The sequence below is a fragment of the Enterobacter sp. J49 genome (genome assembly GCF_002148625.1).
GTDB lineage: Bacteria > Pseudomonadota > Gammaproteobacteria > Enterobacterales > Enterobacteriaceae > Enterobacter > Enterobacter ludwigii.
Window position 1 is genome coordinate 118,811 of sequence record NZ_MWPY01000019.1, and the last position, 20,620, is coordinate 139,430.

General features: G+C 56.9%; 16 protein-coding genes and 1 pseudogene. 4 read left to right on the top strand and 13 right to left on the bottom strand.

Annotated features, from left to right (window positions below; translation table 11 throughout):
* Positions 1 to 333 precede the first annotated feature (333 nt).
* From BJP35_RS02960 to BJP35_RS02970, 3 genes are read right to left on the bottom strand one after another with little or no spacing between them, the layout of a single operon-like run.
* Positions 334 to 906 carry a PTS sugar transporter subunit IIA gene (locus BJP35_RS02960; protein ID WP_032679517.1) on the bottom strand — a complete coding sequence of 191 codons (573 nt, stop codon included), beginning with the start codon at positions 904 to 906 and terminating at the stop codon, positions 334 to 336.
* A gap of 1 nt (position 907) precedes the next feature.
* The gene (locus BJP35_RS02965; protein ID WP_086462893.1) at positions 908 to 3,505 is read right to left on the bottom strand and encodes a glycoside hydrolase family 38 C-terminal domain-containing protein; all 2,598 of its coding nucleotides are present in this window, start codon (positions 3,503 to 3,505) and stop codon (positions 908 to 910) included.
* Positions 3,506 to 3,515: 10 nt separating this feature from the next.
* Positions 3,516 to 4,913 carry a PTS fructose transporter subunit IIC gene (locus BJP35_RS02970; RefSeq protein WP_071993116.1) on the bottom strand — a complete coding sequence of 466 codons (1,398 nt, stop codon included), beginning with the start codon at positions 4,911 to 4,913 and terminating at the stop codon, positions 3,516 to 3,518.
* 179 nt (positions 4,914 to 5,092) lie between these two features.
* Here BJP35_RS02970 and BJP35_RS02975 point away from each other — a divergent pair, with 179 nt between their 5' ends.
* On the top strand, positions 5,093 to 5,752 hold the full coding sequence (locus BJP35_RS02975) for a MurR/RpiR family transcriptional regulator (protein WP_014168392.1): 660 nt from the start codon (positions 5,093 to 5,095) through the stop codon (positions 5,750 to 5,752).
* 8 nt (positions 5,753 to 5,760) lie between these two features.
* On the opposite strand, the gene BJP35_RS02980 is transcribed toward BJP35_RS02975, so the two are convergent.
* From BJP35_RS02980 to treR, 4 genes are all read right to left on the bottom strand, one after another.
* The gene (locus BJP35_RS02980) at positions 5,761 to 6,507 is read right to left on the bottom strand and encodes an oligogalacturonate-specific porin KdgM family protein (RefSeq protein WP_025205757.1); all 747 of its coding nucleotides are present in this window, start codon (positions 6,505 to 6,507) and stop codon (positions 5,761 to 5,763) included.
* Positions 6,508 to 6,641: 134 nt separating this feature from the next.
* Positions 6,642 to 8,297 (bottom strand): alpha,alpha-phosphotrehalase, encoded by a 1,656-nt coding sequence (gene treC / locus BJP35_RS02985; RefSeq protein WP_020885396.1) that lies wholly within the window; start codon positions 8,295 to 8,297, stop codon positions 6,642 to 6,644.
* 51 nt (positions 8,298 to 8,348) lie between these two features.
* Positions 8,349 to 9,767 (bottom strand): PTS trehalose transporter subunit IIBC, encoded by a 1,419-nt coding sequence (treB, locus tag BJP35_RS02990; protein ID WP_025205752.1) that lies wholly within the window; start codon positions 9,765 to 9,767, stop codon positions 8,349 to 8,351.
* A 128-nt stretch (positions 9,768 to 9,895) separates the two neighbouring features.
* Positions 9,896 to 10,843 carry a trehalose operon repressor TreR gene (gene treR, locus BJP35_RS02995; protein ID WP_014168396.1) on the bottom strand — a complete coding sequence of 316 codons (948 nt, stop codon included), beginning with the start codon at positions 10,841 to 10,843 and terminating at the stop codon, positions 9,896 to 9,898.
* A gap of 392 nt (positions 10,844 to 11,235) precedes the next feature.
* Between treR and mgtA the strand changes: the two genes are divergently transcribed.
* Complete coding sequence (gene mgtA, locus BJP35_RS03000; RefSeq protein WP_086462901.1) at positions 11,236 to 13,944, top strand: magnesium-translocating P-type ATPase; 2,709 nt, start codon at positions 11,236 to 11,238, stop codon at positions 13,942 to 13,944.
* Between the two features lie 150 nt (positions 13,945 to 14,094).
* Positions 14,095 to 16,479, top strand: a complete 2,385-nt coding sequence (locus tag BJP35_RS03005) for a beta-N-acetylhexosaminidase (protein ID WP_086462894.1) — start codon at positions 14,095 to 14,097, stop codon at positions 16,477 to 16,479.
* Positions 16,480 to 16,544: 65 nt separating this feature from the next.
* Here BJP35_RS03005 and ridA read toward each other — a convergent pair whose 3' ends face one another.
* The 4 genes from ridA to BJP35_RS03025 all read right to left on the bottom strand — a co-directional run bounded on the left by ridA (position 16,545) and on the right by BJP35_RS03025 (position 18,551).
* Entirely contained in the window at positions 16,545 to 16,931 is a 387-nt protein-coding gene (ridA, locus tag BJP35_RS03010; protein ID WP_014168399.1) for a 2-iminobutanoate/2-iminopropanoate deaminase, read from the bottom strand.
* 74 nt (positions 16,932 to 17,005) lie between these two features.
* The gene (gene pyrI, locus BJP35_RS03015; protein WP_025205744.1) at positions 17,006 to 17,467 is read right to left on the bottom strand and encodes an aspartate carbamoyltransferase regulatory subunit; all 462 of its coding nucleotides are present in this window, start codon (positions 17,465 to 17,467) and stop codon (positions 17,006 to 17,008) included.
* Between the two features lie 12 nt (positions 17,468 to 17,479).
* Entirely contained in the window at positions 17,480 to 18,412 is a 933-nt protein-coding gene (gene pyrB / locus BJP35_RS03020) for an aspartate carbamoyltransferase (RefSeq protein ID WP_014168402.1), read from the bottom strand.
* A gap of 34 nt (positions 18,413 to 18,446) precedes the next feature.
* Entirely contained in the window at positions 18,447 to 18,551 is a 105-nt protein-coding gene (locus BJP35_RS03025) for a pyrBI operon leader peptide (protein WP_168769597.1), read from the bottom strand.
* On the opposite strand from BJP35_RS03025, the pseudogene BJP35_RS24800 reads away from it, so the two are divergent.
* Positions 18,531 to 18,648: pseudogene (locus BJP35_RS24800) on the top strand (hypothetical protein). The gene BJP35_RS03025 and the pseudogene BJP35_RS24800 overlap by 21 nt on opposite strands.
* Before the next feature lie 3 nt (positions 18,649 to 18,651).
* On the opposite strand, the gene BJP35_RS03030 reads toward BJP35_RS24800, so the two are convergent.
* Positions 18,652 to 19,131 (bottom strand): arginine repressor, encoded by a 480-nt coding sequence (locus BJP35_RS03030; RefSeq protein ID WP_086462902.1) that lies wholly within the window; start codon positions 19,129 to 19,131, stop codon positions 18,652 to 18,654.
* A gap of 80 nt (positions 19,132 to 19,211) precedes the next feature.
* Positions 19,212 to 20,615, bottom strand: coding sequence for a YfcC family protein (locus BJP35_RS03035; RefSeq protein WP_020885390.1), 1,404 nt, complete (start codon positions 20,613 to 20,615; stop codon positions 19,212 to 19,214).
* Positions 20,616 to 20,620: the final 5 nt, after the last annotated feature.

The following is a 20,620-nucleotide window of genomic DNA, read 5'->3' on the forward strand; positions in this document are numbered from 1 at the left end:
AGGTGGAGAAGTGTTCACCGGGCGTATTGTCAGCCAGGCCAGAGACTTCCCACGTTCCCAACGCGTGTTATCCACAATTCCGGAGAGCTGAGTCGCCGTCTTGTTGTTGGAATAGTAGACGATAAATACAATATGTTGGGTCGGCGTGCATTTTAAGTGCTACATATAGTGATTTGCATCAAACATGTTTGCGATTTATTTGATTCAGAACAAAGTAAAAAGACGAGAGTACAAACGACGGGCACTCCAGCGTTTGTAAAGACGAGAGGGAAAATTCTGATTAATTATTCAACAAAAACAAGCGCTCAGCAGCATGTGCCGAGCGCCAGTCGGTTAACTCACCCCGCATGCCCAGTTCAGTCCGGCCTGGAGAAAGGCTGCCGCCGCAATACTCCCGAGTATCAGCGGGATAACAAGTGAGCGCCCGGGTTCGGCGTCCGCGTTTTGTGGCGTTTCTCTGCGCAACGCGGACAGCGCTTCTTCGCCGGTGCGCGCCGCCAGAAGCGCGTTACGCACGCGCTCTTCCGCCAGCGAACTGGTCAGCGTCGTCAGCAGCTGCATATGCGTACTGCCGGCCTCGGCGTGCGGGATGGCGAGCAGAAAAACCATCCTGACCGCTTCATCGCCTTCCAGCCCCGGCCAGATAACCGGCTCATCAAAAAGCGCCAGGCAAAACGCCGCCTGCTGCACCGCGTCTGATTTACCGTGCGGAACGGCCAGCGCTTCGCCCAGCGCGGTGGGACCTTCACTTTCGCGGTGTAAGACGCTCTGGATAAAGGCGTCTTTATCGGTGATGACGTTTCGCCCGACAAGCGGTTCGGAGAGCCAGCGGATCAGCGCTTCAGGCGTGCGGCAGGGTGGGTTAATAAACACCAGTTCGGGGTGCGTGAGTTCAAGCAAGTTCATGTTAAGCCTCAATCAAAAAATCACAGGTCGCAGAAGGGGGGATCGTCGTCACCGATGGCACGTGTTCTTCCAGATAATTGAGCTGGGGACGCTCTGCCAGGTCAGCCGGAACAGGGACAGGCTGCGTCCCGGCGTTGAACACGCGGGCGATCGTGCCAGGCGATCGTTGCGCATGGGGCAGGGCAGAAAGAACGAGCGGTTCCGGTAAGGCGAATAACGAAAATTCTGCCGGCAGTGTGCGTTCGGGCAGGCGCAGCGAAAAACGCTCAAGCCGGTTATCGAGGGTATGCAGCGTTTGCCGTTGATAGGTGAAGGGGTGACCCGTCGCCTGATTCTCCAGCTGGCGCAGCGTCAGATGGTCTGCGTTATCGGCCAGCGCCACGGTGAAGGAAAAGTGCAGCGGTTTGAGCAGCTGCGCATCGGGCGTATCGACCACCGTATTGTTAATGCCAGATGCCCGGCCGGGTCGCCAGTCAAGATCGCTGCGCCCCAGTACGCCGGTTGATTTGAATAAGGTCAGGGCAATGACTGCCGGATCGCGTCCAATAACCTGAAACTCTTTCATGCCGCGGCTATTCACGACCAGCGCTTTGCCCGCTTGCGCGATAGCGATAATGCCCTCGCTGGTTTCGATATCCACGGGCTTCTCACGATAGCGCTCCTGCCAGTGAGTCTCGTCGTACCCCGTTTCGCGCTCGATTATTGAGAACGGCTGCGAGGCGAGGGAGTGACGGGTGCAAATATCGCTGTTGATCAGTAAACGCAGCCGGTGATCGCAGTGGCTGTTTACCAGCGAGCTATCAACATGCAGGTTCGGATCGTCGTGACGTAACTCGCACACTATGCGCATTGATAACGGCGCGCGGGTATTTTCCCGGCGTCCAGCGAGATCCGGCGGCAGCGACATGACCGCCTCAAGCACCATCGTTTGGCAAAGAGGGGTTTTGCTGCAGTCGATCAGCGTGAAATGCGCGCAGCGCGTCGGTTCATCGCCCGCGAGCGGCGAGAAATCATAGCTGTCTCCGGCATCCGCGCAGTCTTCAAGACTGAATAACGACGTGATGCGCCTGGCGTTGCGCTTGTCTTCAAGCACCAGCGTACCGGCCTCCAGCGTCAGTCGATAAACCGTATTCTCTATCGCCTCTCCTTTCGCGGCGCAGGTCATGGCAAACGGAGCCGGTGTGTCTGTTACGTTGACGGTGATATAGCCCACCGGCGGCAGGAGAGGCGTCTGCAGAACAACATGCCAGCGGAAATAAGGCGGAAGGTGTGTTTCGCGTTCGCCCTCACAGGTGAGGGAGATGGCCGTTCCTCCGGGTAACGTCTCGCGTTCCAGAACGTCGAAGGGCAGCGGCTGGCCCTGATACGTCAGGGTGATATTGTCGGCCCGACTGTACAGGGTGGTGTGGATCACGCAGCGGGTCGGGGTGGCCAGCGGGTTGAAAATGAGCAGGTCACCCTCCTGACAGCATGCGGCGGCCAGCGACTTCACCACCAGATTCCACAGGCTGTGACAAAGTTGCTCTGTCTGCTCGAGCCGATGAAGAATGTCGCGGTTAGTGGCATCGCTGTTGCAGCCGCCCATGGAGTCGTGGGCATGGCTTCGCAGAAGCTTCTTCCAGAGGGTGTCCACAATCGGGAGCGTGACCGGAATGCCCTGATGACGCGCCATGGCGATGGTGGGCTCCAGCTGTCGCAGGATGAACTGCTCGATGTCGGCATTTTTCTTTTTGATATCGTAACGCACAGACCCGATCGTTTTGTGAATGCGGGTGTAGCGCGGCGATTTCAGCTCACCTTCCCATAACGCCAGTTGTTCCCGTTTTGTGCGCAGCAGAGCGACGTACTGCTCCAGCGAGCTGAGGACGTAACGGTCCTGCGTGGGAGAGTGCGCGCTGGCAGCCTGCAGGATACGCGGCAGCGCCGGGTCGATGCTGACCTGATCGCCGCCGCAAGGAAGGAGGAGGTCGTCAATCTGCGACCGTGAACGCAGCAGATCCACCATCGGGTAGATCTTGCCGTGCAGATGGCTGGCCTCCGCGCGCATGTTCTTGGCCGCCCCATACCCCAGCGCCATTGCACAGGCGATGATGGTTGCACCTGACGGCGCGCGCCAGAGAAACTGGCTGTTTTTGGCCTGAGTGTCGTGGTCGATACCGCGCCAGAAAACGATGTTATCGATATTGCAGCCCTGCAAAATCGTGGGCATCTGCGCGTTATGCCCAAAGGTATCCGGCAGATAACCGACCTGCATGGCATGCCCCAGCGCCCGAGCGGCGAAGATGCCGTATTTGAGATTGCGGATAATCGATTCGCCGTGAACGTTGTAGGTATCCGTCTGGGTGAACCACGGCCCGACAAACACGCTTTTCTCCCTGACCAGTTTTTCCAGCCGGGGCCGGTAATCGGGATTGATGGCGAGAAAGTCATCCACCACCGCCATCTGCCCGTCAAGGTGATAGCACTGCCAGGCCGGATCCTGCTCCAGCGTCTCGATGACCTCCGCAAAGTTGTATGACGCCAGCACCATGCTGTCCTGGCGGGTGAAATACCACTCCTGATCCCAGTGGGTATGGGCTATAACGTGGATCTGGCTCATTGCGCTCTCCTTATCTGGCGTTCTTTGGGCTGAGATAAAGCACGCCCAGGGCGCAAATCAGTGCGCCAATAAAGACGCTTGCCAGGTACCCGACCACATTGGTCGCCAGCGGCCAGCCCCAGATAGCCGGCAGGGGCAACGTCTGCTTCACGCCGAGGGCAATCGCCACCAGCGCACCTGCGACGGCTCCTGTCATGAACACGGGGATCAGGCGTGGGTTTTTCAGGATGAACGGGATAGCGCCTTCTGAAATACCGATAAAGCCCAGCAATAACGAAGTGCTGCCAACGGTTTTCTCTTCACGGCTGAACACATCCGGCAGGCCAAAACGCCCATTGAGGAACGCGGCGAGGCCTACCCCAATAGAAGGAATCACGATGGAGAGCTCGCGGGCGGTTAAATCAAATGTCTCGCTCATGCCGTTCAGGCCGAGCGCGACCGATCCTGCCGCCTTGTTGACCGGGCCGCCGAGATCGAACGCGGTACCCGCGGCGATCATGGCCGAATAGAAGCCGCGTCCGGTATCACCCGCCGAGGTAAAAAAGACCACCATCAGCTGGTTAAGCGAACCAAAAATCGGGTTGATCAGATATTCCATTACCATCACCAGCGTAATACCGGTGATCAGCGGAACGACCAGCATGGTTTTTAGGGTGGTAAGCTGCTGTCGGACGTGAATGGCATCATTCAGCCAGCGCACCAGATAGCCGACAAAAAAGCCAATGCCAATTGCGCCGAAAAAGCCGGAGGGCATAAAGCCTTCAATATCAAAGAAGCGTTTGTAGACCTCATCTGACATGATGCCGCCGATCAGTCCGGGGATCAGCGCCGGTTTACCGGCAATGGAAAAGGCCAGATACATCGCAAAGACCGGGTACATGAACTTGATGGTCATAAAGCCCATTTTATCCAGCACGCTGAACGGCGAATGCTCAATGTTTATAAACTGCCCGGTAATTTTGGCCGTCGCCATCATCAGGCCGCCCATTACCACGACCGGTAACATATAGCTGATGGCCGCCATGATATGGCCGATAAAAATCTGGTAAGCCGAACGCTGAATGGCGTCTTCGTCCGCCACAGTGGTGACGTTTTTCTGCATGGCCAGCGCCTGACGCAGGTAGCGGTCGGTATTTTTAATCAGCTCCTGCGTGCGGGTCTGAAGGTGAGGAACGTGTTCAAAACGTTCTGCATCCTGAATGGGAACGTCGGTTGCAAGAATAATGGCCGTGGCGGAGGCAATATCCTGTTTCGTTAATCTGTTTTTTACGCCGTCGCTGCCCTGCGTTTCGACCTTGACCTCAATATTATGCTCTTTTGCCCATGCAATAATTTTACTTGCCGCCATAAACGTGTGCGCGATCCCTGTAGGACAAGCCGTTACAGCGATAATTTTTTGATTCATCATTGTAATAATTCCCTGGGTGTGAAAATAGCGAAAGTATAAAGAGAACTTAAAACAGTGTTTAAGGTTTGCTAATACTAATTACGTATCGTCATACGCTATGTTGCAATATGTGAAGCGCCTTCCAGAGACTATTTCGCTATTCTGCTAATATCATGTTGGGTTTTAACAGGACGTAATAAATGAATTCATTTCAGGGAAGTGAACGGTTGATATTTGAATACATTCAGCACCACGCACGCAATATTTCTGATATATCGGCAAAAGAGATTGCGCGTGATACTTTTACGACAACCACCTCGGTGAATCGTGTCTGTAAGAAAATGGGCTATAAAAGTTATACCGAGCTTCGCTATCGGTTTTTACGCGACCATTTTACGTCTGTCCCTGCCGAGCCTGCGATGGGGCCGCAGGCAGACGATATCGTGGTGGACGTGTCCCGGTTACTGACCCATTCCAGCCATATCTATTTATATGCACGCGGGGCATCTCTCACCAGCCTCAACTACCTGTCGCGTTTTTTGTCACTGGCGAGTCTGCCGCACCTGATTCTGAATGATATGCACCAGTTGACCCGGGTATCGAAGGGCACGCTGGTGTTGATCAGTAAATCCGGGGAGACGCAGTCGCTGATAGAAATGGCGCGTAACGCGCTGCGTAAGGGGCTAAAGATTATTGCGATTACCCGTCAGGGTTCGACGCTGGCCGGGCTTTCTACGCTGTGCTGGCCATTGTCGATTGATATGAATGCCGTCTCGTTATACCAGCGAGAGGGACAGCTGGACCTGTTAAGCGCCGTCGATCGTATCGGCTGCAGGCTTCTGCAGCACGATACGGAGTAGGCAGGCTGTCAGAGCTGTTTCACGATACCCAGACGAATGGCGTAATCATTTTCATGATTGCCATCCTGAGTAAGGTAGGTTTTATCCAGCGACACCAGTTCGACGTAAGGCGTCCAGCCGTCGTCGAGCTTGTAGTTGAACGCTACGGTGTGCTCCCAGTAGGTATCATCCCCGGTTCCCTGATCGACATTATCCTGCCAGCGGAAGCGCGGGTTATAGGACATGCCGAATTTCCCGATGTTGTACGCGAACCACAGGTCGAACTGGTGTGACTCGCGGCGGGTGTAGCCGCTGCCGTCCAGGCGTTTGTCGCTGTGCGCATCGTTAACGGTGTTATAGCGGTAGCGGGCAGACAGGTTCAGGCCGTTATCGAACGCTTTCCAGCCCTGGATGAAGGGGCGGTAATGCGTATTGCTGGCGGTAAAGACGGTCACCATCCCTGGCGCGATGGCGAACCCATTTCCCAGATCAAAACGCCAGCGCGTTTCGATTTCCTGTGCTGCCTCCGTTAACCCTTTTTCGTCCGGATTATATCGGTCGGTATCACCAAAGAACGTATCGTTATGGTTTTGCGCCGCTTCGACGGAGAAGTAAAAACCGTTATCAGCCTGATGCATCACTTTAATACGTGAATCATTTACGTCTGAGCGCGTATTATGACCAAAGCGAAGATCGACGGAGGTATTTCCGCACCATCCCTGGGTACTTAATAATAATGCGCTAATACATGTTGCTTTAATAATTGTCTTTTTCATAATGTCCTGCCGAGGTTATTTAAATGGCAGGGCTATTCTTATTTTGGCACACCGTGAAGTAAAAGTTATCGTCGTACATTTAGCGTATCGCTAAACATAAAAAAAGAGATACAGCTGGCTGTATCTCTTGAGGGTTATTCCTGTATCCACCAGATGGCTTCAAACGGGCGCAACAGCAGGTTGTCGGGCTGAGGGGGAGCATCCGCATAGTTGCTCAGTGCGACCCGCCAGGCTCCCTGTACTGACGCGGGAACCCATTGCTGGCGCTCACGGCTCAGGTTTGCCACCACCATCAGCGTCTGGCCCTGCGACCGCCGGCGATAGCACCACAGGGAAGGGTGGTCAGGCAGCAGGTCTTCATAATCTCCCCACGTCAGCACCGGCAGGGTTTTGCGCAGGCGAATCAGCGTCTGGTAGGTGTAAAACACCGAATCAGTATCGTCCAGCGCCGCACGGGCATTGACCGTCTCGTAATTGTCGCAAACGCCAATCCACGGCTCACCCTCGGTAAAGCCCGCACTGTGTGTGGCATCCCACTGCATTGGCGTGCGGCCATTATCGCGGGATTTACTCGCCAGAATAGCCAGCAATTCTTCAGGGGCGCGACCGTTGGCCCGCAGTTCAGCGAACATATTAAGGCTTTCAACGTCGCGGTAATCGGTTATACGGCTGAAGTGTGGGTTGGTCATACCCAGCTCTTCGCCCTGGTAAATATACGGGGTGCCCTGCATTCCGTGCAGCACCATGCCGAGCATTTTCGCGGCGTGGGGACGGTACTCCCCTTCATCGCCAAAGCGCGACACAATGCGCGGCTGATCGTGGTTACACCAGAACAGCGCGTTCCAGGCTTTGTTGTGCATGCCCTGCTGCCAGTGGCGGAAGAGGGTTTTCAGCGCCACGAAGTCCGGCCTGGCCAGGGTCCACTTTTCGCCGCCGGGGTAATCCACTTTCAGGTGGTGGAAGTTGAAGGTCATCGACAGCTCGCGCCCGTCGAGAGAGGCGTATTGCTGACAGTTTTCCAGCGAGGTCGACGACATCTCACCTACCGTCATCAGGTTTCGCGGGGTAAAGACGTCGCGGCTCATCTCCTGAAGATACTCATGAATGCGCGGTCCGTCGGTATAGAAACGACGGCCATCGCCCACGGCGTCATCCGGGAAATCCTGGTCTTTGGAAATCAGGTTAATCACATCGAGGCGTAAACCGTCCACGCCACGGTCGGCCCAGAACTCGCACACCTTTTTCAGTTCGGCGCGCACCTGCGGGTTTTCCCAGTTGAGGTCCGCCTGCTCGGGGGCGAACAGGTGCAGATAGTACTGCTCGCTCTCGGCGTGCCAGCGCCAGGCGTTGCCGCCAAATTTGGAGCGCCAGTTATTGGGCAGTTGTTCCGGCGTACCGTCGCGCCAGATGTAGAACTGGCGATACGGGCTCTCTTTATTCAGCGATTCCCGGAACCAGGCGTGCTGCGTTGAGGTGTGATTGAACACCATATCCAGCACGATACGAATGCCGCGTTGATGGGCCTGCGCGACCAGCTCGTCAAAATCATCCAGCGTGCCGTAGGCCGGGTCGATGGCGGTGTAATTCGCCACGTCGTACCCGTTATCTACCTGCGGGGAAATATAAAACGGCGTCAGCCAGATGGCGTCGATGCCGAGGGTTTGCAGGTAGTCCAGCCGCTGCGTGACGCCGCGTAAATCGCCGGTACCGCAGCCCGTCGTGTCCTGAAAACTCTTTGGATAGATCTGGTAGATAACGCCGTTCTGCCACCAGTGAGGAAGGGTATTCATAATGCGTTCCTGCAAATGCGAAGGGGCGCAACTGCGCCCCGAAAGATGAAGTTAAACAATCTGCAGCGCGCCCTGACGGTACTTACGCTGGTAAACCACGGTGGTGAGAGCCATTGGAACGACAATCGCGATGACCATCGCCAGGGAAAACACCTGCCAGAAAGCGGGCTGGATGGAGAGAATACCAGGCAGACCGCCGACACCGATCCCGTTCGCCATCACACCGTACAGACCGCATACCAGGCCTGCCAGACCGGAGCCGATCATCGCGCACAGCATCGGGAAGCGGTATTTCAGGTTGATACCGTACATCGCCGGTTCGGTGACGCCGAGATAGGCGGAGATGGCGGCCGGAACAGAAATCTCACGCTCGTTATGCTTGCGGCTGACCAGGATAATGCCTGTGACCGCCGAGGCCTGCGCAATGTTAGACAGCGCGATGATAGGCCAGACCGGCGTACCGCCCAGGCTCTGAATCATCTGCATATCAATCGCCAGCGTGGTCTGGTGCACGCCGGTGATCACCAGCGGGGCGTACAGGAAGCCAAACAGCATGGCACCAATCGGCGCGAAGCTGCCGGTCATCAGGTGACGTACCGCGAAGGCAACGCCGTCGCCAATCATGCGGCCAAACGGACCGATAAACGCATGGGCGAGGAAGACGGCCAGAATAAGGGAGCAAACCGGCACCACCACCAGATAGAGGTAATCCGGTACGATGCGTTTCAGGCGCGTTTCAATAAAGCCCAGCGTCAGACCGGCCAGCAAGGCTGGGATCACCTGCGCCTGATAGCCCACTTTCGCGATGGTGAACAGACCGAAGTTCCACACCTCAGGCACCTGCTGACCAAGTAAGTAAGCGTTCATTAACTGTGGAGAGACCAGCGTGACGCCCAGCACGATACCCAGAATCGGCGTGCCGCCCATTTTGCGCACCGCTGACCAGCAAATCCCGACCGGCAGATAGAAGAAGATAGCTTCGCCAATCAGCCACAGGAAGTCGTAAACGGTTTTCAGCGCCGGGTACATCTGCGCCAGGGTTTTGCCGTCGCTCATCGGCACATCACCGATAACGTTGCGGAAGCCCAGAATCAGACCGCCGCTGATCAGCGCCGGGAGCAGCGGGAAGAAAATCTCCGCGAAGTGGGAAATTAACTGCTCGTGCCATTTCATATTCTGGCGTGCAGCTTTCTTGGCTTGCTCTTTATCGGCTGAACTGTGCCCGGTTGTCGCCAGCAGAGCCTGATAGTAATCGCCCACTTCGGTACCAATGACGACCTGGAACTGACCGGCGTTGGTGAAGCAGCCTTTAACCATGGAAAGCGCTTCAATGGCTTTCGGATCGGCTTTGGCCGGATCGTTCAGCACGAAGCGCAGGCGGGTAATGCAATGGCTGACGGTCGCGATGTTTTCACGGCCGCCTACCAGGACAATCAACTGGTCGATATCTTCTTGTTTGACTTTACTCATCATGAAACCTCATGACCGATGGTGAGGGGGGTAATGACCTGAGCGCAAGCCTACTCCTTCAGCGTGACGGCGAAAATGGGAACGTTCCCGAAATTGGGCGAAGATCACAATAAACTGATAAACGGGGGTTATGAAAGGTGGGCGGGAATCACGATCTGACGCGGCTCAGCACGTCCGTTAATTTGCTCGATCAGCTGTGCAGCGGCCTGCCTGCCTGACTCGGCGTAGCCCGGATCGACGGTGATAATCTCCGGGTGCAGAAACTTCATCAGCGGCGTACTGCCTACGCTCGCGATCTGCAGTCCCTCTATGCGTTGCTCCTGAAGATATTTACTCGCGCCCAGCGCCAGGGTATCGGTGGCGCACACCAGCGCCGTGGTCTGCGGGGTCAGCACGCTGGCGACCTGCTCGTAGCCCTGTTTCATTCCCAGACCCGGCAGAGACGCGACGGCGGAAAGGTTGTGCTGTTTACAGAAGGTCAGGTAGGCCTCGTGACGCCGTTTGCCGGTGGTAACGTCCGCATGCGGTACGCCGAGGTAGCTGATATGGCGATGGCCTTTATCGTACAGACGCTGCATCAGGGTAATAATCGCCCCCTCATCGTCGTAACAGACGGAGGCAAAACCGTGGGCATCGCGCGCCAGCATCACCATCGACGCCTGCCAGGGCTTCAGCATCTCCTCTTTGATGCCGGTAAAACCGAACAGCACCACGCCGTCAATGTTGCGCCGCTGGAGCATACCCAGATGCTCTTCAACCAGCTGCGTGGAGAACTGGCTCTCCATCATGATTGGGTCGTAGCCCTGCTCATAAAAGGCGGGCAGCATGGTCTGAACGGCGAGGTTCTCGGACAGGGAATCCAGACGCGAGACGATAATGGCAACCACTTTGTCACTTTGCCCGCGCATGGCGCGCGCAGAGCGGGAAGGGGAAAAACCGTGCTGATTCATTACCGCCTCGACGCGCTCGCGGGTGCGTTCGCTGACACCGCTCTCATTGTTGAGCACACGCGATACGGTGGATTTCCCCACGCCGCTTAAACGCGCGATGTCTTTTATCGTAAGGCGGTTCTGCATGCTGTATTCCCTGTAACAATGACAACGTGGTCAGTAGAGCCTAATGCTATAGCGTGTTTTCGCTATGGGCAAAGTCTGGTTTACGTTCGGTTTATTTGCGGGGGAGTATAATACCGCCCGAATCGCCGCAAACGGTACGGTTAAATCCTTATACTGCGCGGCGGCACCCTACTTTTTTACTTACCGGAGGTGACATGGATCCCGATCCCACGCTTCTCCTGAACGGGAGCGTTCTTTCTTTCCGGTAAGCCAGCCTTTGTGCTGTCTCACCGGTATGTGAGGCAGCAACGTCCTGCACGTTCCTGCTTAAAACATTAAGTGCCTGTCAGGTACGGCCTTGCCACGCCTGCAGGAAATACTGTGTCCGCGTTTGCGGGCGCGGGGGAATGACTATGTTTAAAAATATCACCCGGCAGCTGCAGGCGATGCTGAGCCGCCACCTGCCACATCGTCTTGTTCAGCGCGACCCGCTGCCAAATGCCAAAAATATGGCCTCTGCAGCGATCCCTGCTTCCCTGAGCCAACGCTGCCTGAACGTGGCGGCGATGGATGAAAACGAAGTCTGGCGTGCCTTTGGCGGGCATCCGGAGGGGCTGAACGCGGCGGAAGTGGAAAAAATCCGTGCCGTGCATGGCGATAACCAAATTCCGGCGCAAAAACCGGCGCCGTGGTGGGTGCATCTGTGGACCTGCTACCGTAACCCGTTCAACCTGCTGCTGACCGTGCTTGGCATTATCTCCTATGCCACCGAAGATCTGTTTGCCGCCGGGGTTATCGCCCTGATGGTGGGGATCTCCACGCTGCTGAACTTTATTCAGGAGGCCCGTTCTACCCGCGCGGCAGACGCCCTGAAAGCGATGGTAAGCAACACTGCAACCGTCTCGCGCGTCATTAACGATCTCGGGGAGAACGCCTGGGTTGAGCTGCCCATCGACCAGCTGGTGCCGGGCGATCTGGTGAAGCTGGCGGCTGGCGACATGATCCCCGCGGATTTACGTATTCTTCAGGCGCGGGATCTGTTCGTGGCGCAGGCCTCGCTGACCGGCGAATCTCTGCCGGTGGAAAAAGTGGCGCGCACCCGCGACCCGCAGCAGATGAACCCGCTCGAGTGTGACACCCTCTGCTTTATGGGCACTACGGTGGTCAGCGGCACGGCGCAGGCAATGGTCATCGCTACCGCCGGCAACACCTGGTTTGGACAGCTGGCCGGGCGCGTGAGCGAGCAGGAGAGCGAACCGAATGCCTTCCAGAAGGGGATTGGCCGTGTCAGCATGCTGCTGATCCGCTTTATGATGGTGATGACGCCGATTGTGCTGCTGATCAACGGCTATACCAAGGGCGACTGGTGGGAAGCGGCGCTGTTTGCGCTCTCCGTCGCCGTGGGGTTAACGCCTGAAATGCTGCCGATGATTGTCACCTCCACGCTGGCGCGCGGGGCGGTCAAACTGTCAAAACAAAAAGTGATCGTCAAACACCTGGATGCCATTCAAAACTTTGGCGCGATGGACATTCTCTGCACCGATAAAACCGGCACGCTGACCCAGGACAAAATTGTGCTGGAGAACCACACCGATATCGCCGGCAAAACCAGCGATCGCGTGCTGCACAGCGCCTGGCTGAACAGCCACTACCAGACCGGGCTGAAAAACCTGCTCGACGTCGCCGTGCTCGAAGGCGTGGATGAAGAATCTGCCCGCACGCTTTCCGGGCGCTGGCAGAAAGTGGATGAGATCCCGTTCGACTTCGAGCGCCGCCGCATGTCGGTGGTGGTGAGCGAGCATCCGGACGTGCATCAGCTGATCTGCAAAGGCGCATTGCAGGAGATCCTCAATGTCTCAACCCAAGTGCGCTATAACGGCGACATTGTGCCGCTGGATGAAACCATGCTGCGCCGTATCAAGCGCGTCACCGATAACCTGAACCGTCAGGGGCTGCGCGTGGTGGCGGTGGCGAGTAAATTCCTGCCTGCACGCGAAGGGGACTATCAGCGTATCGACGAATCCGATCTGATCCTCGAGGGTTATATCGCATTCCTCGATCCGCCGAAAGAGACTACCGCGCCTGCGCTGAAAGCGTTAAAGGCCAGCGGCATCACCGTGAAAATCCTTACCGGCGACAGCGAGCTGGTGGCCGCCAAAGTGTGTCATGAAGTGGGGCTGGATGCGGGTGACGTCGTTGTGGGAAGTGATATTGAGCCCCTCTCCGATGATGCGCTGGCTACGCTTGCGCAGCGCACCACGCTGTTCGCCCGGCTGACACCCATGCACAAGGAGCGCATTGTCACCCTGCTGCGCCGGGAAGGGCATGTGGTGGGCTTTATGGGCGACGGCATTAACGATGCGCCCGCCCTGCGTGCGGCGGATATTGGTATCTCCGTAGACGGTGCGGTGGACATTGCCCGTGAAGCGGCAGATATCATTCTGCTGGAAAAGAGCCTGATGGTGCTGGAGGAGGGCGTTATCGAGGGACGTCGTACCTTCGCCAACATGCTGAAGTACATCAAGATGACCGCCAGTTCCAACTTCGGTAACGTTTTCAGCGTGCTGGTGGCGAGTGCGTTTCTGCCGTTCCTGCCGATGCTGCCGCTGCACCTGCTGATCCAGAACCTGATGTACGATGTCTCTCAGGTCGCCATCCCGTTTGATAACGTGGACGACGAGCAGATCCAGAAGCCGCAGCGCTGGAACCCGTCCGATCTGGGTCGCTTTATGCTGTTCTTTGGCCCGATCAGCTCCATCTTCGACATTCTGACCTTCTGTCTGATGTGGTTTGTGTTCCATGCCAACACGCCGGAACACCAGACGCTGTTCCAGTCCGGCTGGTTCGTGGTAGGGCTGCTGTCGCAAACGCTGATAGTGCATATGATCCGTACGCGTCGCATCCCGTTCATCCAGAGCCGGGCCGCGTGGCCGCTGATTGTCATGACCGGTATCGTGATGGCGCTCGGCATTGCACTGCCGTTCTCGCCGCTGGCCAGCTACCTCCAGCTGCAGGCGCTGCCGCTGAGCTACTTCCCGTGGCTGGTGGCGATCCTCGCGGGCTACATGGTGCTGACGCAGATGGTCAAAGGCTTCTATAGCCGTCGGTATGGGTGGCAGTGATTTCTCCCCTCTCCCGGCACGGGAGAGGGGTACGTTTCCTCCCAAATTCAACAACCTGTGATCTCCGTCAGCGCATTCGCTTGACGACAAAATGAGCGCATGTTAACTGAATGTTTTGCCTTTATTTGGCCCGTCAGATAAGGAACATTCATGTTACGGTACAGTCTCTTAACCGCCGGGCTGATGCTCGGCGCGTCAGCGTTTGCCGCTCCGGCAGGCGACCTTCCCCTGATGCCCTGGCCTGCGAAGGTTGAACGTCCAACGACGCAGGGCGCACTGGTACTCAGCAACACCCTTTCCGTCAGCGTTACCGGAGACGACCTCGGCGACGCGGTCAACCGTCTGCGCCAGCGCATCGCCCTGCAAACCGGCTGGACGCTACAGCCGCAGGCCGTTAAACCGGACAAGCCCACCATCCGCATTGCCATTACCAAAAAAGTGAAGCCGCAGCCGCTGCCGGACAGCGATGAGCGCTATACGCTTACGGTCGATGCCAGTGGCGTGGATATCACCGCCAACACCCGTTTTGGCGCGCTGCGCGCCATGGAAACCCTGCTCCAGCTGATACAAAACGGGGCGGAAAACACCTCTCTGCCGTGGGTCATTATTGAGGATTCCCCCCGTTTCCCGTGGCGTGGGCTGCTGCTTGACTCGGCACGACACTTTATCCCGCTGCCGGATATCAAACGGCAGATTGACGGCATGGCGGCGGCAAAACTCAACGTGCTGCACTGGCATTTGACCGACGATCAGGGCTGGCGCTTCAGCTCGACACGCTATCCAAAGCTCACGCAGCTCGCCAGCGACGGGCTGTTTTACACGCCGGAACAGATGCGCGACGTTGTGCGCTATGCCACCGAACGCGGCATCCGCGTGGTGCCGGAGATCGACATGCCGGGCCACGCCTCGGCGATTGCCGTGGCCTACCCGGAACTGATGAGCGCCCCGGGACCGTATGTGATGGAACGCCACTGGGGCGTGCTGAAACCGGTCCTGGATCCGACAAAAGCGGCGACCTATCAGTTTGCGGAGGCGATGGTCAGTGAACTGGCGGCGATCTTCCCCGATCCGTATCTGCATATTGGCGGCGATGAGGTGGATGACACCCAGTGGAAAGCGAACGCCGCCATTCAGCAGTTTATGCGCGACAACACACTGGCAGACAGCCATGCCCTGCAGGCCTATTTCAACCGCAAGCTGGAAAATATCCTCGAAAAACACCACCGGCAGATGGTGGGCTGGGATGAGATTGCTCATCCTGATCTGCCAAAAAGCATTCTGATCCAGTCCTGGCAGGGCCAGGACGCGCTGGGGCAGGTGGTGCAGAAGGGCTATAAAGGCATTCTCTCGACCGGCTTTTACCTCGATCAGCCCCAGTCCACCGCCTATCACTACCGCAATGAAATTGTGCCGCAGGGGTTAAACGGCGAGGATGTGATTGGCGACACCGACAGCGCTCAAAGCTGGACATTCACCATGCCGCGTCTAAAAGGCAAGCCGGTGGAGGGAAGCTTCACCCTGGTGAAAGGGGATTCCGGCTGGCGCGGATTTATTGATTTCACCGGGAAATCCCGTCGTGCGGTACAGGATATTGCGTGGCGCGACGACAATCAGGTGACGTTTACCGTCGATACCTGGATGGGCGAAACGCGCCCGGTGGTGTCGGTGGACAACGATAAGCTGAGCGGCTATTTCCTGGTGGGCAATGCCCGCTATCCCATTAGCGGCAAGCGGCTGGACGATATCCCCAAAGGCATCCCGCCGGTGGTACCGGACGCCGCTCATCAGGTGAACCTGCTCGGCGGGGAAGCCGCGCTGTGGGCGGAAAACGTGGTCGCACCGGTGCTGGATATCCGCCTGTGGCCGCGCACCTTTGCGGTGGCGGAGCGGTTATGGTCCGCGCAGGACGTTAACGATGTCGACAATATGTACACCCGCCTGCAGGCGATGGACAGCTGGTCGACGGTCTCGGTCGGGCTGCAGCAGCATACTCAGCAGCAGGTGCATTTCACGCGTCTGGCGAATAACGCCGATACCCTTCCGCTGCAAATCCTCGCGCAGGCAATCGAGCCGGCGCAGTATTACACCCGTCAGCACCTTAAGTTCCAGGCCGGAAATTACCATCAGTTCGAACCGCTCAACCGGTTTGCTGATGCGCTCAACGCCGAAAGTGCCACGGTGCGCCAGATGAACAAATGGGCTGACCGCCTGGTCAGCGACGCGGAAGACACGGAAAGCGCCGACGCGCTGCGCCACGTCTTCAACCGCTGGCAAAGCAACACCAGCGATGCGCTGGCATTAAGTGAAAACAGCTACGCACTGAAGGCGATTAAACCGGTTATTCAGGAGGTGGATAAGCTGGCCTCGATTGGCCTGCGGCTGACGGATCTGGTGGCGCGTCAGGGGACGCTGGATGACAACGAGATTGCCTCTATTCAGGGCGAGCTGGATAACGCGGCGAAAATACAGGATGAAGTGGTGATTGCGGCGGTGTATCCGCTGGAAACGCTGCTACGGGCGACGCGGAATCAGTAGCAAAACGCCCGGTAGCGCGTTGCCTGCCGGGCGCAAAGGCAGCCTCGGCTGCCCCTGACTGAAACTTAGCGACGTACGGCGATCGCTTCGATTTCAATTTTCACGTCTTTAGGCAGACGCGCAACTTCCACACAGGAGCGTGCAGGGAAAGTGGCGTTGTGCTCAGTGAAGAACGCTTCGTACGTGGCGTTAACGGTCGCGAAATCGTTCAGGTCTTTCACGAACACGGTGGTTTTCACGATGTCGCCCACTTTCAGACCCGCAGACTCCACGATAGCCTGTACGTTTTCCAGCGACTGACGCGCCTGCGCCGCCACGTCTTCTGGCACTTCACCCGTTTTTGGGTTCACCGGGATCTGGCCAGAGGTAATAATCATGCTACCCAGATCAACGCCCTGAACGTATGGGCCGATAGCCGCTGGTGCATTTTCCGTCGCGAGTACTTTGGTCATGATTTCTCCAGAATAACAGCTGATTAAATGTTCCCGGCCATTATAGGGAGGCCGGGATCCTTTACCAACCTCAATTAGTTGGCCAGCACCACATAATGAGAAAACTCTTTTTCGCAGTATTTGCATTTGAGTGCGATGTCATCGGCACGTTTTTTCACTGCAAAACTGGACGAAACCGGCTCAGCATGACTGATGCAGTTGCTGTTCGGGCAGACCAGCACATTTTCAATGCGATCCGGCAGATTGGGACGGGATTTACCGACCACTTCGTACTCGTCGATGCGGTTCACGGTGGCATCCGGCGCGTACAGAGAGAGCTGGTTAACCTGCTCGTCGGTCAGGAAGGTGTTTTCAATCTTGATCAGGTCTTTGCGGCCCATTTCACCCGACGGCAGGTTCAGGCCGATGGTGATGCGCTGGTCGGTTTCGGTCAGCTTGAACAGCGTCAGCAGCTTAAAGCCGATCTGAGCAGGGATGTGGTCAATCACGGTGCCACGTTTGATGGCTTCAACCTGGAGTTTGTTATCGTGTGTCATTGTCGTTTCCCCTTACAGAGCCAATTCGCGATTCAGAACCAGTGCCAGTAACGCCTGGCGGGCGAAGATGCCGTTTCCGGCCTGCTGGAAGTACCAGGCGTGCGGCGTTTTATCCACGTCGGTGGTGATCTCATCGATACGCGGCAGCGGGTGCAGCACCTTCATATTCTCACGTGCGCCGTCGAGGTCGCTGGCGCGCAGCACAAACTGTGCCTTCACGTTGGCGTATTCAGACGGATCCAGACGCTCTTTTTGCACGCGGGTCATATACAGAATATCGACGTTGCCCATCACCTCTTCGATGCTGGCATGCAGACTCCACGGGATCCCTTTTTCGTCCAGCATGTCGAGGATGTACTGCGGCATCGCCAGCGCGTCCGGCGCGATGAAGAAGAAGTGGTTGCCGTTAAATTTCGCCAGCGCCTGGGTCAGCGAGTGAACGGTGCGGCCATATTTCAGGTCACCCACCATGGCGATGTTCAGGTTTTCCAGACGGCCCTGCGTTTCCTGAATGGTGAACAGATCCAGCAGGGTCTGTGTCGGATGCTGGTTGGCCCCGTCTCCGGCGTTCAGCACCGGAATACCGCCGGAAAATTCGGTCGCCAGACGCGCCGCGCCTTCCTGCGGATGGCGCATCACAATCGCATCAACGTAGGTACTGATAACTGAAATGGTATCCGCCAGCGTTTCGCCTTTTTTACCCAGCGAGGTGTTGCTGCTGTCTGAAAACCCCACCACGCTCGCGCCGAGGCGGTGCATGGAGGTTTCGAAGGAGAGGCGGGTGCGGGTCGACGCTTCGAAGAAGCAGCTCGCAATCACCTTGTGCTTCAGCAGTTCCGGTTGCGGATTTGCCTTCAGTTTTGCCGCGGTTTCCAGAACCAGTTCCAGCTCTTCGCGGCTGAGGTCGTTTATGGAAATGATGTGTTTTTGATAAAGCGGATTCATGTTTATCTCCTGACGCCGGGCAAAAAAAAGCCCCTCAAATGAGGGGCTCTGGGAATAGATTGTGCAACGGGAAGAAAAACGGCAGGCCAGCGTCTGATTTCAGACGCGGTAAGACGTTATGTCGTACACGCTTGACCATGCTTCCTCCCGGCAAATTGTCGGGCATTATACGCAGCTCGATTTTCGGATCAAGGGGTTTAATGCACACTTTACTCAATGCAAACGGTTCTTTATGAATATTAATGCGTTCTGAGTAAATAATTAATTTGTTTATGCACCAGCGCAGTACGCTTCACCACCCGGGGAGCGACCCAGACGATACTGCTTCCGGCAACCACACCTAAAATTTCCGGTAACTGGTGATAATCCAGAATTCGCGCCACCGCACGGCCATATCCGGCCACGGTATGAACAAGGATAAATTCGCTATTATGCTCCACGCTCACCACCATTTCGGAAACGGTACGCGCGGCATCGGGGGCAGGGCGCAACTGAGGATTCAACGAATAAATCTTTAGCCCTTTGGCATTTCGAATTTTTATGACACCGAGCAATTTCAGCAGACGCGAAACGGTCGACTGGCTGATGCTGTCAAACCCTCTCTCCTGCAAATCGCGGCGGATTTCTTCCTGGGAGAGATAACTCTTTTCGGCGATCAGCTGCTGGCACACCGTTAGCTGCAGTTGTTCTCTGGGAGAGCAGTCTTCGTAATCCATCATATTTCCCATATCAGTTCCCGACATAACCGGTGGCACCGCACCGGTCCGTAGGCCGGACAGGCGCAGTGCCAGCCGGCAAATTACAACAAGGCACCCAGGCTTAACGCCACCATAATCACCACCGTCAGGATCGCCAGCAGCGGCGCAACCCATTTCAGGTAACGCACGTAAGGCACACGGGCAATCGCCAGACCGCCCATCACAACCGCTGAGGTCGGCGTGACCAGGTTAACGATGCCGGAGGCCGACTGGTAAGCCGTAACCACCAGGTCGCGGTTGACGTTAGCGAAATCAGCAAGGGGTGCCATGATCGGCATCGTCAGAACGGCCAGGCCGGACGAAGAAGGCACAAGAAATGACAGCACGACCTCAAGCCAGTACATCACGTTGATAAACGCCACCGTGGACAACCCGCTGACCAGCCCTTCCGCGCTGTGCAAAATGGTGTGGGTAATCATGCCCTTATCCATAATGACTACGATACCGCGCGCAATGCCGATAATCAGCGCGACGCCCAGCAAATCTCGCGCGCCGTTGATAAACGTCGAGGTCAGCTCCTCTTCGCTCATACGGGCAATCAGCCCGACGATAATGGCGCTGGCCAAAAATACCGCCGAGATCTCCGCCATCCACCAGCCCAGCACCGCTACGCCGTAGATCATCACCGCGAAGGCGAGGGCGAAGATCAGCAGAATGATTTTGCGCACCGGGGTAAATTCCAGCGACTGCTCGCCTTTATTGCCGAGGAAGTGGGCGAGGTTCTCTTCCTGCTTGTCTGCGACGATGGAGCATGACGGATCCAGCCGCACTTTACGGGCATAGCGCATCACCCATGCCACGCAAATGATCCAGCCGATCACCAGCAGCGCCACGCGCAGGGCGATACCGTTGGTGAACGGGATCCCGGCGGCGTTAGCGGCGATCACCGTGGCAAACGGGTTGATGGTGGAGCCGAGCGTGCCGATCCCCGCCCCGAGCAGCACGGTGGATGCAGCGACAACCGGATCGAAACGGGCGGCCAGCATCACCGGGACCAGCAGGGTATAAAAGGGCAGGGACTCTTCGGCCATGCCGTAAATGGTGCCGCCAGCCGCGAACAGCGCCATCAGGATCGGGATCATCCACTCTTCACGTCCGCGAAGGCGGGTGGTTACGCGTTCGATCCCGGCGTCGATCGCCCCGGTTTTGGTGACGATCCCGAGAAATCCCCCGATGATCAGGATAAACAGCGCGACGTCGATCGCCCCGGCCTGGCCGGAAACGGGATCGTACAGCCCGGCAATGGGGGCCATCAGTACGGAAACCAGCCCCTGCGGATGCGCCGCCACGTGCGCGTACGTTCCGGCAATCGGCACTTCTTTACCGAGGGTTTCATTCATTGCCATCTGATACTGACCGGCAGGCACGACCCAGCTCAGTGCCGCCACAACGGCAATCAGAAAAAAGAGAATGGTGTAAGCGGAGGGAAACTTGAACTTGCCCATGATGT